Source organism: Microbulbifer thermotolerans, assembly GCF_900112305.1.
GTDB lineage: Bacteria > Pseudomonadota > Gammaproteobacteria > Pseudomonadales > Cellvibrionaceae > Microbulbifer > Microbulbifer thermotolerans.
The window spans coordinates 56,077-69,234 of record NZ_FOKT01000003.1; the positions used below are offsets into that span (position 1 = coordinate 56,077).

At 59.0% G+C, this 13,158-nt stretch carries 13 protein-coding genes; 11 read left to right on the plus strand and 2 right to left on the minus strand.

All coding sequences use genetic code 11. The features are described from left to right. The first annotated feature begins 2 nt into the window (after window positions 1–2). The 11 genes from BM155_RS05190 to BM155_RS16965 all read left to right on the plus strand — a co-directional run bounded on the left by BM155_RS05190 (window position 3) and on the right by BM155_RS16965 (window position 12,002). Window positions 3–1,562 carry a general secretion pathway protein GspF gene (locus BM155_RS05190; protein WP_067156488.1) on the plus strand — a complete coding sequence of 520 codons (1,560 nt, stop codon included), beginning with the start codon at window positions 3–5 and terminating at the stop codon, window positions 1,560–1,562. Next, the gene (locus tag BM155_RS05195) at window positions 1,562–2,584 is read left to right on the plus strand and encodes an FAD:protein FMN transferase (protein ID WP_067156491.1); all 1,023 of its coding nucleotides are present in this window, start codon (window positions 1,562–1,564) and stop codon (window positions 2,582–2,584) included. Before BM155_RS05190 ends, BM155_RS05195 begins: the two co-directional genes overlap by 1 nt. A gap of 386 nt (window positions 2,585–2,970) precedes the next feature. After that, complete coding sequence (locus BM155_RS05200; protein WP_074901527.1) at window positions 2,971–3,504, plus strand: AraC family transcriptional regulator; 534 nt, start codon at window positions 2,971–2,973, stop codon at window positions 3,502–3,504. Window positions 3,505–3,510: 6 nt separating this feature from the next. After that, window positions 3,511–5,409 carry a tetratricopeptide repeat protein gene (locus tag BM155_RS05205; protein ID WP_074901530.1) on the plus strand — a complete coding sequence of 633 codons (1,899 nt, stop codon included), beginning with the start codon at window positions 3,511–3,513 and terminating at the stop codon, window positions 5,407–5,409. Then, entirely contained in the window at window positions 5,402–8,236 is a 2,835-nt protein-coding gene (locus BM155_RS05210) for a tetratricopeptide repeat protein (RefSeq protein ID WP_067156500.1), read from the plus strand. Before BM155_RS05205 ends, BM155_RS05210 begins: the two co-directional genes overlap by 8 nt. A 1-nt stretch (window position 8,237) precedes the next feature. Beyond that, window positions 8,238–8,864 (plus strand): tetratricopeptide repeat protein, encoded by a 627-nt coding sequence (locus tag BM155_RS05215; RefSeq protein ID WP_067156503.1) that lies wholly within the window; start codon window positions 8,238–8,240, stop codon window positions 8,862–8,864. Next, window positions 8,864–9,139 (plus strand): hypothetical protein, encoded by a 276-nt coding sequence (locus tag BM155_RS05220; protein WP_067156505.1) that lies wholly within the window; start codon window positions 8,864–8,866, stop codon window positions 9,137–9,139. The genes BM155_RS05215 and BM155_RS05220 overlap by 1 nt, the downstream gene beginning before the upstream one ends. Before the next feature lie 154 nt (window positions 9,140–9,293). Beyond that, a complete protein-coding gene (locus tag BM155_RS05225) occupies window positions 9,294–9,956 on the plus strand; it encodes a MotA/TolQ/ExbB proton channel family protein (protein ID WP_067156508.1) in 663 nt (220 codons plus the stop codon). Between the two features lie 19 nt (window positions 9,957–9,975). Beyond that, window positions 9,976–10,500, plus strand: a complete 525-nt coding sequence (locus BM155_RS05230) for an ExbD/TolR family protein (RefSeq protein ID WP_067158121.1) — start codon at window positions 9,976–9,978, stop codon at window positions 10,498–10,500. A 1-nt stretch (window position 10,501) separates the two neighbouring features. Continuing rightward, window positions 10,502–11,026: an ExbD/TolR family protein gene (locus tag BM155_RS05235; RefSeq protein ID WP_067156511.1), complete on the plus strand. Its 525-nt coding sequence runs from the start codon at window positions 10,502–10,504 to the stop codon at window positions 11,024–11,026. A gap of 1 nt (window position 11,027) precedes the next feature. Then, the gene (locus BM155_RS16965) at window positions 11,028–12,002 is read left to right on the plus strand and encodes an AgmX/PglI C-terminal domain-containing protein (RefSeq protein WP_074901536.1); all 975 of its coding nucleotides are present in this window, start codon (window positions 11,028–11,030) and stop codon (window positions 12,000–12,002) included. A 48-nt stretch (window positions 12,003–12,050) separates the two neighbouring features. Here the strand turns inward: BM155_RS16965 and BM155_RS05245 are convergent, their stop codons facing one another. Then, the gene (locus BM155_RS05245; RefSeq protein ID WP_074901539.1) at window positions 12,051–12,434 is read right to left on the minus strand and encodes a DUF2237 family protein; all 384 of its coding nucleotides are present in this window, start codon (window positions 12,432–12,434) and stop codon (window positions 12,051–12,053) included. Beyond that, on the minus strand, window positions 12,427–12,999 hold the full coding sequence (locus BM155_RS05250; RefSeq protein ID WP_074901541.1) for a DUF2939 domain-containing protein: 573 nt from the start codon (window positions 12,997–12,999) through the stop codon (window positions 12,427–12,429). The genes BM155_RS05245 and BM155_RS05250 overlap by 8 nt, the downstream gene beginning before the upstream one ends. Between the last annotated feature and the right edge of the window lie 159 nt (window positions 13,000–13,158).

Below are 13,158 nucleotides of genomic sequence, written 5' to 3' on the forward strand. Positions count from 1 at the left end.
CTATGAGCAAGAAAAAACACTTTGATCTGGACCAGCCCCTGCGCCATCCTGACCACCGCCGACCGACAACCCGACGCGAATTTATCGCCCAGGGCTTTCGCGCCGGCTTTGCTACCGTACTCGGCGGTTCGGTTTTCAGCCTGTTCGCCAACCCACGGCAAGCGCAGGCTGCGCTTTCCGATGACCTTCAGGATATGCGCAACGTATGTGGCCTCGATGGCAACGGCGAGTCCAAAATACCCTTTATTTGCTTCGATCTAGCTGGCGGTGCCAATATCGCTGGCTCCAATGTGTTGGTAGGCAAACAGGGGGGGCAACTGGATTTCCTCAGTACCGCAGGCTACGTCAAGCAAGGGCTGCCCGGTGACATGGCGCCTTCGGTAAGCAACACTCTGATCAATACCGATCTGGGCCTCGCTTTCCACAGTGACAGCGCCATGCTGCGCGGTATCCTCGACAAAATCGCCGCCGGTACCGCCGCGGCCACCAACGGCGCCGTAATTCCAGCGCGCTCAGAAAACGACACCGGCAACAACCCCCACAACCCCATGTACGGCATCAACAAAGCCGGCGCCAACGGTGAACTGCTTGCCCTGATCGGCTCCAGCAGCAGTGAATCCGGCGGCAACTCCCAGGCACCGGCATCGATGATTGATCCACAGGTGCGCCCCACCAAAGTGGACCGCCCCTCCGATGCCACCGGTCTTGTGGACGTGGGGGACCTGGTCGGCCTGCTGAGCCAGGAAGATACGGTGGCGGTTATGGAGTCCATGTACCGCATCTCCGACTCCAAGCTCAAGCGGGTCAACACCCAGGTCACCGCCGATGCCACTATCAAAGAAATGGTGCGCTGCGGCTACCTGAAAAGCGCCGATATGGCCGACCGCTTCGGCAACCCCAATATTCTCAACCCGGAAGCAGACCCGGATATCGTTGGACCCGCGGGGATATTTACCAGTGCCGAGTTCAACAACGACCGAGAATTCCGCAAGACCGCTTCGGTCATGAAGCTGGTAATCGACGGTTACGCCGGCGCCGGCACTATCACCATGGGCGGCTACGACTACCACACCGGTGACCGCGCCACCGGCGAAATCCGCGACCTGCGCGCCGGCCGCTGTATCGGCGCCTGCCTGGAATATGCCGCGCGCAAATCAAAACCGTTAATGATCTACATCTTCAGCGACGGCTCGGTATCCTCCAACGGCATGATCGACGACTCCCCCGACGGCCGCGGCAAAGGTGTCTGGACCGGTGACAACCAGCAAACTGCGGCTTCATTCTTCCTGGTCTACAACCCAACAGGCCGACCGCAACTGCTCGGCGGTTCCGCCGACGAACAAGCGATTCACCAGCAACTCGGCTACATGCGTGCCTCCGGAGATGTAGAAACGGCGTCCAGCCCGGCGGCAAACAATGTTAACCTGCTGGTGGAGACGGTGGTGTTGAACTATATGGCGCTGCACGGTGAGCAAGGCAATTTTGCCAGTCTCTTCCCCAGCCACGGCCTCGGTAACGCCACCCTGATGGACGCCATGACCGCTTTTGAACCGATTGTTTAATGACCAGAGTTTTTCAATATTTATTGCTGTGCTGTGCCCTCTTGCCCTATGCGACGCCGTCGCTGGCGGAATGGCACTATGAAAAACAGGCCATTATGGGCACCGAGGTGTCGGTGCAGCTATGGCACGAAGACAGCCAACAGGCTGAGCAATTGATCGACCAGGTCATGGCGGAATTCCGCCGCCTGGACGACGAGCTGTCCCCTTTCAAACCTACAAGCGAGCTTTCGCGGGTCAACCGCGAAGCCGCTAAGGGACCGGTAAAAATCTCCGCGGAACTCACAGCGCTGATCGACAAATCCCTCTGGTACAGCGACCTCACCGGCGGCGCCTTTGATATCAGCTTTGCCACCCTTGGCAAACACTACGATTTCCGCAACAAACAACGGGCCGACGAGCAGCTGACCGAGTCACTGCTGGAAGCGCTGAACTACCGCCACCTGCACCTCGATAAAAACACGCACACTCTGCGATTTGGTCACGAAAAGACAAAAATCGATCTGGGGGGCATTGCCAAGGGCTACGCGGTGGACAGAGCCGTTGCCATTCTGAAAGCGGCCGGCGTCTGCTGTGCCAGCGTCAGCGCTGGTGGCGACTCGCGCATGATCGGCGACAAACGCGGCCGACCCTGGCTGGTGGGCATACGTCACCCCCGCGACAAAAGCAAGAATGCGGCGGTGATTCCCCTGACGGATACCGCCATTTCCACCTCCGGTGACTACGAACGCTATTTTATCGACGACAGCAACACCCGCGTGCACCACATATTCAACCCGGCCACCGGAAAACCCGCGGACACCACTGCCGGTAGCAGCGATAAGCTAATCAGTGTCAGTATTATCGGTCCGCGCGGTTTCGACACCGACCCCCTGTCCACCAGCGTCTTTGTACTGGGCAAAGAAAAAGGTCTGGCACTGATCGACCGGCTGCCGGGTTTCGAGGCAGTAGTCATCGACAGTAACAGGCGCCTCTACTTCAGCCGCGGCCTGGACAACCCGCAATCGGCCAACGCAAATCCATAACCCATTGTCATCATAAGAAAATTGCCAACCGGATCACGCCAGTTACATGATCCCCTGAGATAATTTACATCGTGCACTCCCGTATCAGGATTGGGCGCAACGGATTGGCTGCTGATACTCTCCTGCTGGCGTAGGGCCTGTCTCCCGGCCCTGATAACACAATGCGACAAGACAGGCCAAAAAGATGAAGTATTCAATCAGTGACAGCGACGCCGTCAACAGTGCCGAGAGCGCACCATACGCAAGAGGGCAAGACCCTTGCGCTGCAAAACAACCCGCGCTGGACCTGTAAAGTTATAGAGACTGGGCACCAACATAAAAACACAACGGATTTCCACGATAATTGCCTGCCAACAGGCCGTAAAACATTCTTGAGAAGACCGCACATGCGACGCTGTATCCAATTTCTGTTTTCTTGCCTCACTCTTTGCTCGGGTATTGCGGGCGCTCCAGTAGTCGCCGAGGAGGACACCTTTCCCGCCGATAAGCTGGAAGATCTCAAACAAAATGTGCTGAAACTGAACCGGGACCTGCTGATCCTCGAAGAAGACCTGCTCTACCCGGCACAGAGCCAAGTGGCCTTTTACGTTTCCGTCGACGTGGGAGAGTATTTCAAGCTGGATGCGGTCAAACTGCATATTGATAACAAACTCGTCGCCAGCCACTTGTACACCGACCACCAACGCAGTGCGCTGATCCGCGGCGGCATACAGCCCCTCTACAAAGGCAATCTGAAATCCGGCGACTACACCATCTCCGCCTTTTTTACCGGCATAGGCCCGCAAGGGCGCGAATACAAGCGCGCGGCCACGCTGGAACTGGAGAAAACGGATGAGCCGGCAGTGATAGAACTGCGCATCGCCGATGCCAGCGGCAAGCAGCAGCCGGAATTCGAACTGGTGCAGTGGCCGGCCCCCTGATTCACCATGCTGTACCGACCTCTCTCCCGCGTTTTTTCCCTGACAGCGGCCCTGCTCGCCGCTGCGGCCCCGCTCGCCGCCGAGGCGCCGAAAAAGTACTCGCAGGCGCAAGACATGGCCTACGGAGCCGTCCTCTACGAATATTTTCAGGGCAACTATTTCGACGCGCTCAGCACACTGCTGGTGGCCCGCGAGCGCGACGCCATCAAAGTGCACAGTGACAACGCCGCCTTAATCGAAGGCGGTATCAGCCTCGGCTTCGGCCTGCGCCAACGCGCGGCGACGCTGTTTGAGCAGCAGTTGCAAAACAGTGACGGCGACAGCGAGACCGATGCGCGCCTCCGCCGCGTGGCCTGGCAGAAGCTGGCGGAACTCAATTACCTGCAAGGCGATTGGCCGCTGGCCGCCGAGCAGTTGCAAAAATCCGGCGCCGCATCCGAGTCCGGGCTGGAATTGAATCTGGCCCTGCGGCGGGGCGATTTTGCCGCGGCGGAAGTAGCGCTAAAGGCGAAATCACTATCTCTCGAACAGCGGGTGCTGGGTAATATCAACCTGGCGGCGGCCCTGGCGAGGGAGGGACAACTGTCCGCCGCCGCGGCGCGCTACACCCAGGCAGCCAAATTGGCGCGGCGCGGTGACGACTCCGAGGAAATGCGCGTACTGGCCGACAAGGCGTACACCGGTGCCGGCTACGCCTATGCATTGCAAGAGCAACACAGCGAAGCGATGGAAGCCTTCCGCCAAGTGCGCCTGCAAACCCCCTGGGCCCGCCGGGCTTTGCTGGGACTGGGTTGGTCGGCCATCAACAGCGGGCAATACAAAGCCGCGGTCGACGCACTGCAATACCTGGTAGACAACCACGGCGACTCCGCAGCCGCGCGCGAGGCCATGGTGGCCCTGCCCTACAGCTACGAGCAGCTCCAGCGCCCGGGTAATGCCCTGGCCGCTTACCACAGCGCCGAGCAGCATTACCACGCGGTGCTGACCGAACTCGAGCAACTGCAAAACAGCATAGCGTCGACAGAGTTCGCCGCCGCAGACGGTGTCGCGCAGCGCTATGGCTGGCTACAGCTGGCGGAAGCGCCGCCGCTGGTACAAGACAACCGCCGCTACCTGCGCCCGATACTGCAAAGTGACAAGTTTCAATTGCGCCTGTCGGAACTGCGAGACCTGCGCCAGCTTTCACAGGTGATTGAAGCTTGGCAGGAAAAACTGCCGCATTTCGCACACCTGATCGACGCGCGTGCGCAGCGCCACCAGACCATTGTCGAGAACTACCACAGCGCCCAGTTCGACCAACAAATGCAAATCGCTGAACAGCAGTATCACCAGCTGGACGAGTTCCTGGGCCGCATCGAAAAAGACCGCGACGGCCTGGCCCTTCTGGCCGCGCAAGAGAGCGAAGACAGCGAAATGCTGTCACTGCTCAGGCGCGCCGAAGAAAATTACAAAGTATTGGAAAGGGCCGGTAGAGCGCGGGAAAGTCAGGGAAAAACGCTCGCCCGCGCGCGCGGCATCCTGCTCTGGCAGGCGAGTGAAGACTACCACCACAACCTGTGGCAACAGCGCAAACAGCTGCTCAAACTGGACGAACAACTGCACCAGGCGGAGCGCCAGCGCCGCAACACCGACCTCGTCGCCCGGCGCGCGCCCCAATTGAACCGACTGCATGCGCAGGTCTCCGAAGCGGGGCCACAGCTGAGCGCACAGCGCGCGGCTATCACCAGAGCCGCCGATCTGATTGAAGCCTCCATCCGCAAAGACGTGATCGCCGAACTGCAGCGGGAACGCTCCCAGGTTCAGCAGTACATGGCCCACAGCCGGTTGGCCATTGCGCGCCTGCAGGACGCGGCCATGCAGGCCGGGCCCGCGGCCGAGACACAGGAGGGCGGCGAAGATGAATAGATTGCGCTGGCGCGAAAAATTCGTGCGCAAAAAACTGCTGGCGCTGGCCGTCTGTTGCAGCGCCGCCTCCTGTAGCAACAACGCCGTGCAGACACTCGCTGACCTGCCGGGTGCCGAGTTGCCACCGGCGCAAAGCGTCGAAGTGCCGCAGGTGGATATCGCCGCGCTGCAACAGAGCTACCGCCAGGCCCTGGAGAGCAACCGCGACCCACAAACCCAGCGCCGCATCCGCCTGCGCCTGGCGGATCTGGAAATGGAGCGCCTGGAACAGCAACAGGCAGAAAACCCTGATGTTGCCGTTTCCTATAGCAGTGCAGTGCGCCACTACGAACAGCTGGCACAGGAAATGCCCGGCGACGACTATATCCTCTACCGGTTGGCACGGGCACGGGCACTGGATGGCCAACCGCAGGATTCGCTGCGCGCGCTGGAAAAAATCGCTGCAACAGCACCGGAATCGCCGTTTATCACTGAAGTACTGTTCCGCCGTGGCGAAGCCGCCTTCAACCGCCAGGATTACACCGCAGCCGCGCGGGATTTCCGCACACTGTTGGAGCGGGGCGACAGTCCCTTCGAAGACAATGCGCGCTACATGCTCGCCTGGTCCGAGTTCAAATCGGCAAATTACCGCACATCCACATACACCTTCCTGGAACTGCTGGACGTATTGCACCAGCGGGCGCCGTTTGAAGAACTTCCCCAGGGACAAAAGCGTCTCGCGGAAGACAGCCTGCGCGGACTCGCCCTCAACTTCAGCTACCAGGGCGGCGCCGAGGTCATCGAATCCTACAGCGGCGAAGGGGAGCCGCGCCCCTATCAGCACCATCTGTACCGCGCCCTGGGGGACTGGTACCGGGAAAAAGAAAGGTTCCGGGACAGCGCCGACACCTACCTGACCTACGTCGAACAGTATCCACAAAGCGCGGAGGCACCGGCGCTGCACCTGTCCGCGGTGGAGACACTGCAAAGCGCCGGTCTGGACGGCGAAGTGTTGCCGGCCAAGCGGGAATTTGTGCAGCGCTACGGCATCCGCAGCCAATACTGGCAATCGGCGGACGAAGCGCAAAGGGAAAAACTGCGCGGCTGGCTGCAGCCGTGGCTGGAAGAGCTGGCCAAATACGACCACGCCCGCGCCCAGGCTCTCACCGCCCAGGCGGAAAAAATCCCTGCGCGCAAGGCGCGGGAAAAACAGCAGCTTGAAGAAGACGCGCGCGGCGCTTACATGGCCGCGGCGGAGCTCTACCGCCAATACGCGGATACCTTTCCCGAAGACCCGAGCACACCGCCGCTGGTATTCCTGATGGCGGAGTGTCTGGAACAGGCCGGCGACTACGCCGGCGCCTGGCTCGCCTACAGCCAGGTGGCCTGGACCTACGGCGACAAAACCCACGGCGCCGAAGCCGGCTACGCCGCGATTCTCACTTCCGCCCAGGTACAACAGCAACTGGACGGCAATGAAGACCCGGAAGTGGTCAACTTGTGGCGCGACCGCAATATCGAATCCGGCCTCAAATTTGCCGACAGCTGGCCGCAAGATCCCCGCGCTCTGCCGGCGCTGCTGGTGGCCGCCGACAAACTGCTGCAACAGTCCCGCTATCAGGAAGCCATCGCCGCCGCGGGCAAAGCCGCCCAATGGCAGCCGCCGCCCAACGGCCAGCAGCAACTGAATATCGCCATGATTCTCGGCCACAGCCAGTTTGAACTCGGCAACTTTGCCGAGGCGGAACAAGCCTACAGCCGCGCCCTGCAACTGGCCGGAACAGATACCGCCATTCGCAATAACGCACAGGAACGGCTCCAGGCGGCGATATACCGCCAGGCGGAGTTGGCAATGGCCGAAGGACCCAGCGAAGAAGGGCTCGCGCACCTGCTGCGCATCCGCGACAGCGGCCGCACCGAGATCGCCGCAACCGCCCAGTACGATGCCATCAACCATCTCATTGAGCTGAAGCGGTGGCAGCAGGCCAGTGCCGAACTGGCGGACTTCCGCAAATACTACCCGGGACACCGGCTGACACCGACCCTGGCCGCCAAGGCCGTGGTCATCTTCCGCGCCTTGGAAATGCCCAGCGCCGCCGCTGGCGAGCTGCTGCAACTGGCGCAGAGCGATCCGGACGGCGCCGTGCGCCGCCAGTCGCTGTACATGGCCGCAGAAAGTTTCCAGGAGGCCGGTGATCAGCGCCAAGCTATCGATGCCTATCAGCGCTACATCAAGCAATGGCCGCAACCGGCGGAAGAGAATCTCGAGGCCCAATACCAGCTGGTGCAACTTTTCGCCGCGAGCGGACAAGCGCGCGAGCGCAACGCCTGGCTGCAAAATCTGGCCGGCAACAAAGTTGAGTCGCCGCGCGGTCGCTACCTGGCCGCCTACGCGCAGAGCGAACTGGCGGATCAAAGCTATCAATCCTTTGCCGCCATGCGGCTGCAACTGCCGCTGAAGAAAAGCCTCGCGGCCAAGAAACGCGCGATGGATACCACAGTCGCGGATTACCGCAAAGTGCTGCAATTCAATATCGCGGAGTTCACAACCCTCGCTAACTTCCGCCTGGCAGAAGTCTACCGCCAGCTGAGCCGCGATCTAATGGAGTCACAACGCCCGACCAATTTGAATGAATTGGAGTTGGAGCAGTATGAAATTCTGCTCGAGGAACAGGCCTACCCCTTTGAAGAAAAGGCAATCGAACTGCATGAGGCCAATATCCGCCGCACTGGTGAAGGCATCTATGACGACTGGGTAAAACGCAGTTTCGAATCCCTCGGCAACCTGCTGCCGGCACGCTACAAGAAACAGGAAACAACCCTCGCCTGGAGCGAGGCATTGCACTGACATGCAAATAAAAAAAGTGACAAAAAGAGGCATTAACTATCCGCTGCTCGCGGCGATAACAGTATTACTTGCCGCTTGTGCCTCCGGCCCGCAACAAACCGCGGAAATTTCCGCGGGCGGGCCCAGTGCCAACCCCTATCTGTCCCAGGCCCGAAAAGCGCCGGCGGCAGCGCGGGAAGGAATGGAAATTGCAAGGCGAGCTTACGAGGCCGGCGATATGGCGGCGGCGGAAACCCAGCTGATGCAAATTACCGAACGCTGGCCCGAGCTGTCCGGTCCCTGGCTCAATCTCGGCATAGTGCAGAGCCGCGCTGGCAACGCGGAGGCGGCGGAGGCCAGCTTGCGCCAGGCCATCAGCGTCAATGACCTGAATGTCTTTGCCTGGAATCAGCTGGCCGCGCTGCTGCGCGACGCTGGCCGCTTTGACGAAGCCTTGCAGTGTTATCAAGAAGCATTGGCGCGCTGGCCGGATTACAGCGATGCGCACCGCAACCTGGGCATACTGTTCGATCTCTATCTGCAGCAGCCGCAGAAGGCACTCGAACACTACCGCGCGGCTCAGGCGCTGCGCGAAGAACCGGACAAACAGCTGGCCGGCTGGATAGTGGATCTGGAGCGCAGACTGTGATGAAAAAAATATTTCCACTCTTGGCGGCACTACTGCACCTCAGCGCCCCGGCGGTGGCAGACGACGTGATAGAACTGGAATCCTCGGTGATCGGCAGCCAGGAACAGCCCAAGGTGCTGTACATCATTCCCTGGAAACAGGCCGACAGCCTGCAGCGGCTGGACAGCGTATTGCCGCAAACGGTGGGCTATGTCTTCAGCCACCAGGAGTATTCAGAGTTGCAGCGGGAAATGAAACTGCTGCAAAACGACCAGGAAAAACAAAAGAATCCGTAGGGTTGGCAAACTGCCGGTGGAAAATCGCTTTCGCGCTTTTTCCACATGTCCCCATCCACGCGGGCTGACACCCATCCCGGTACCGGCGGTGGGCGCACTGGGCTTTGCCCATCTTACAACACGAAAAACTGTCTAAATTTGCGGAGATTGCATTATGGAATTTACCCAGGCGCTGCTGCGCTTCTTTCAAAACGGCGGCCCCTTTATGTACCCGATCGCCCTGGTGCTGGTTATCGGCCTGGCGATGGTGGTGGAACGCTGGATCTTTTTAACCCACGCCAAGGCCGCCAACCGCCGCGCCTATATGCAACTGCTGCCGATGTTACAGAAACGCAATTACCAGGGGGTGCTGCAACTGGCCCGCGACAGCAAGGCAGCCATGGGCCGTATCGCCGCCGCCGGTATCGGTACCATGCAGTACGCAAAACGCGATGAAAATATCGCACTGGCGATCGAGGAGGGCATTCTCGAGGCGGTGCCGCGGCTGGAAAAGCGCACTAGCTACCTGGCTACCCTGGCCAATATTGCCACTCTGCTTGGACTGCTCGGCACCATCATGGGCCTGATCTCCGCCTTTACCGCGGTTGCCAACGCGGACCCCTCGGAAAAAGCCTCAATGCTGTCTTCGAGTATTTCCGTGGCCATGAACACCACCGCTTTCGGCCTTATCTCAGCAATTCCGCTGTTGCTCTTCTACTCCATGCTGCAAAACAAAACCAACGAAATTGTCGACAGCCTGCAAATGGCCGGCGTCAAATTTCTGAACCTGATCACTATGGGCCGCGGCGCGGCGGAACAGAAAGCGACCAAAAACTGACGGTAGCGCCATGCTCAAACTGAATATCCCCCGGCGCACGCACGGGGACACGGAGCTGGACATCACCTCCTTTATGAGCCTGATGATCATCCTGGTCCCGGTGCTGCTGCTCAACATGGTCTTCTCGCACATCTCGGTGCTGAAGCTGAACCTGCCCGGTCTCAGTGATGGAAGCGCGGCCAGTGCGGAGGAGAACCGGCAACTGGAGATGGTGCTGCGACAGTCCTATATCGACATCAACTATCCGGCCGGGATGCGGGTCAAGCGCATCCCCCATGTACAGGGCGAACCGGATTTCGCCATGGTGTCGACAGTACTGCAGGAAGTGAAACGGCAACTGCAGGAAAAATCCATCGATAAAAAAGACCTGGTGATCCTGTCCGAGAGAGGCACACCCTACAAAACGCTGGTACGCGCCATGGACACAGCGCGCAGTTACCGCGCAGTAGTGGCCGCCTCGGTGGTGGACGCGGAGCTATTCCCACAAATCTCTCTCGGCGACGCACCGCAGGAACAGACACTGCAGACAGCAGCGGGGCAATAGCATGAATCTGAATGTAGCCGCCAAACTGCAGGAGCGTAAGCAGCGGCAGCAAAAACAGCAGACAAAACTGAACCTGGTGTCTCTGATGGACATCTTTACCATCCTGGTGTTTTTTCTGCTGGTAAACTCCTCCGATGTGGAAGTATTGCAGAGTGACAAAACCATCAAACTGCCAGACTCCACATCGCAACAAAAACCGGAAGTCACCACAGTGGTGCGGGTCAACAACGAACAGCTGTTCGTCGGCGATCGACTGATCGCCAAGGTCTCGGAAATCGACACTGAGGCGGAAAATATCGAACCGCTGCTGAAGGAACTGAAGTACCTCGCCAACCGAGCCGGCGCACTGCCGGAAGACAAAAAAGAGGCGGGGCGACCGGTGACCATTATGGGCGATGAGCAGGTGCCCTACAGGCTGCTGAAACAAATTATGCAGACCTGTGCCGCAGCGGATTTCCGCGATATGGCCTTCGCGGTAAATCAGACTTCCCCGGACGCAGTTACGGAAGCGGGGGTCAGCGGCTGATATGGCAAATTTTATTTACGCACCCTGGCAAATTCAGGAGACGGTTCTGCCCTGGTCCTCTTCTGAGGAAGAAGACCGCCGCTTTACAAAATTTGTCCGCGGTGGGCTGATCGCCTTCGCCGTTCTCGGTATCGCGGTGGCTTTGATTCCGGTACCGGAACTCACCCGGGAGCAAGCGGAGCGGATTCCGCCACAGCTGGCCAAGGTAATTTTGGAAAAGAAAGAACTTCCAAAACCGAAGCCCAAGCCGAAACCGAAGCCAAAGCCAAAACCGGCGGAAAAGAAAAAACCGGAAAAAAAGCCGCCTGAACCAAAGAAGAAAAAGCCCGAGCCCAAGCCACAGGTGAAGGAAAAAGCGCCGGCGGCCAAGGTGAAACTGGCGCGCGAGAAGGCCGCCAATAGCGGTCTTCTGCAAATGCAGGATGATCTGCTGGCGATGCGCGAAAGTATTGATGTAGCCGAGGTCAACACCGGCCAGCTGGCCGCTGGTGCCGCGCGGGCAAAGACCGTTGACCGCAGTCTGATCAGCGATCGCTCCAAAACCACCAGTGGTGGCGTCAACACCGGCAATCTGAGCAGGGATACCGGTGGTATCGCCCTGGCCGCGCGTGAAACCACCAAAGTCAAAAGCGTTCAGGCCAGTGGCGCCGCACGGGAAGTCGCCAAGAAAGTGCAGCGGGAAAAAACCGCACGCGCGGAGGAATCCATCCGCAGTATTATGGAGGCTAACAAGGGCGCCATTTATGCGATCTATAACCGCGCTCTGCGCCGCGACCCAACGCTGCAAGGTAAAGTCACAGTACAGCTGGTGATTGAAGCCAACGGCACGGTGTCGGGAATCAAGCTGATCGGCAGTGACCTGAATGATCCGGATCTGGAACGCAAGTTGCTGGCGCGGATACGCCTGATCAACTTCGGCGCGGCCAATGTGGAGAGAACCACACTGAACTACTCCATCGACTTCCTGCCATCCTGATCGCTCACACAGCCGCGACCGGCCTCCGGCTGACAGCCCCGGTCGCGGCTAATTCAGATCGATTGCATAGCGGCGCAACAGTGTCATGGGCACAATTTCCAGCGCCCTGATATGTGTGCTCAGCAGATAGACCCGCGGTGCCATATTGTGTTTCTGTGCCTCCAACCAGCGGGCTGCGCACAGGCACCAGCGGTCTCCCGGATTCAACCCGGGGAACCCGAATTCCTCCAGCGGGGTACTGAGATCGTTACCGCGGGCGCGAGAAAACGCCAGAAACGCCTCTGTCACTTCTACGCAAACCGTATGGGAACCCAAATCCTCCTCGCAAGTGTTACAGCAGCCATCGCGGAAAAAACCCGTCACCGGGTCCAGGCCACACGGCAACAGGGGGTCCCCAAATACATTTACCGACTCTTGCATGACGCTATTCATTTTCTTTCTCCCCTCCCAGCAGGTGCAAGTCCACCAGTTGCCAGCGTAACCCGCGGCGCTCCAAAATCAGGCGCAGGCGCGCTGTGGTGTCGCCGCCATAGTCAGCACTTACCAAGTTGACACCAACAAAGCGCCAGCGCCTCAATTGCCAAGTGTTTTCCTCATTTTCTGGCACATCCACGACATCTCCCGATACGGACGAAGACATGCGGTACAGTTCGAGTTCGAACTCACGCAAATCCTTGCCGCCGCGCAACAGTTCGCCGATTCCCTCCGGTGTCACCAATTGCTGCAGCAGCGGGCTCACAAACAGATTGACACCGGCGGCCAAGAACTCGCGAAATTCCTCGGGCACATCGCCATTCACCGATTCACGCAATTTCCGCTGCAACCGCAGCCTCAGATTGTCACGCAAGGCGGGAAAGTCTATATAACGCTGCAACTGTTCTTCATTTTCATCACGTGCCGCCATTTCCAGCTGCTCGATAGCATAACGCGGCAAGGCAATATAGCCCGCAGCCAAAAGTGCAAATGAAACCAGAGCAATGGTTAACCATTTTTTCATCAAACTTTAATCTCTCGACTTACGTGCTATAGATCTCAGAATTTTATCCCCGGGCCGGATCATCGCCTAATTTTTTCCAATTCACCCTATGGCGCGGGATTGTCCGCCAGCGGTTGCTGTGCGATAGTCCCATGGCCGGGTTCTATACCCAATCCAACA

What these genes read in the sequence shown, in the direction of transcription:
- BM155_RS05190 (WP_067156488.1), top strand. Translation starts at nt 3, where the DNA reads ATGAGCAAGAAAAAACACTTTGATCTGGACCAGCCCCTGCGCCATCCT.
- BM155_RS05195 (WP_067156491.1), top strand. Translation starts at nt 1,562, where the DNA reads ATGACCAGAGTTTTTCAATATTTATTGCTGTGCTGTGCCCTCTTGCCC.
- BM155_RS05200 (WP_074901527.1), top strand. Translation starts at nt 2,971, where the DNA reads ATGCGACGCTGTATCCAATTTCTGTTTTCTTGCCTCACTCTTTGCTCG.
- BM155_RS05205 (WP_074901530.1), top strand. Translation starts at nt 3,511, where the DNA reads ATGCTGTACCGACCTCTCTCCCGCGTTTTTTCCCTGACAGCGGCCCTG.
- BM155_RS05210 (WP_067156500.1), top strand. Translation starts at nt 5,402, where the DNA reads ATGAATAGATTGCGCTGGCGCGAAAAATTCGTGCGCAAAAAACTGCTG.
- BM155_RS05215 (WP_067156503.1), top strand. Translation starts at nt 8,238, where the DNA reads ATGCAAATAAAAAAAGTGACAAAAAGAGGCATTAACTATCCGCTGCTC.
- BM155_RS05220 (WP_067156505.1), top strand. Translation starts at nt 8,864, where the DNA reads ATGAAAAAAATATTTCCACTCTTGGCGGCACTACTGCACCTCAGCGCC.
- BM155_RS05225 (WP_067156508.1), top strand. Translation starts at nt 9,294, where the DNA reads ATGGAATTTACCCAGGCGCTGCTGCGCTTCTTTCAAAACGGCGGCCCC.
- BM155_RS05235 (WP_067156511.1), top strand. Translation starts at nt 10,502, where the DNA reads ATGAATCTGAATGTAGCCGCCAAACTGCAGGAGCGTAAGCAGCGGCAG.
- BM155_RS16965 (WP_074901536.1), top strand. Translation starts at nt 11,028, where the DNA reads ATGGCAAATTTTATTTACGCACCCTGGCAAATTCAGGAGACGGTTCTG.
- BM155_RS05245 (WP_074901539.1), bottom strand. Translation starts at nt 12,434, where the DNA reads ATGAATAGCGTCATGCAAGAGTCGGTAAATGTATTTGGGGACCCCCTG.
- BM155_RS05250 (WP_074901541.1), bottom strand. Translation starts at nt 12,999, where the DNA reads ATGAAAAAATGGTTAACCATTGCTCTGGTTTCATTTGCACTTTTGGCT.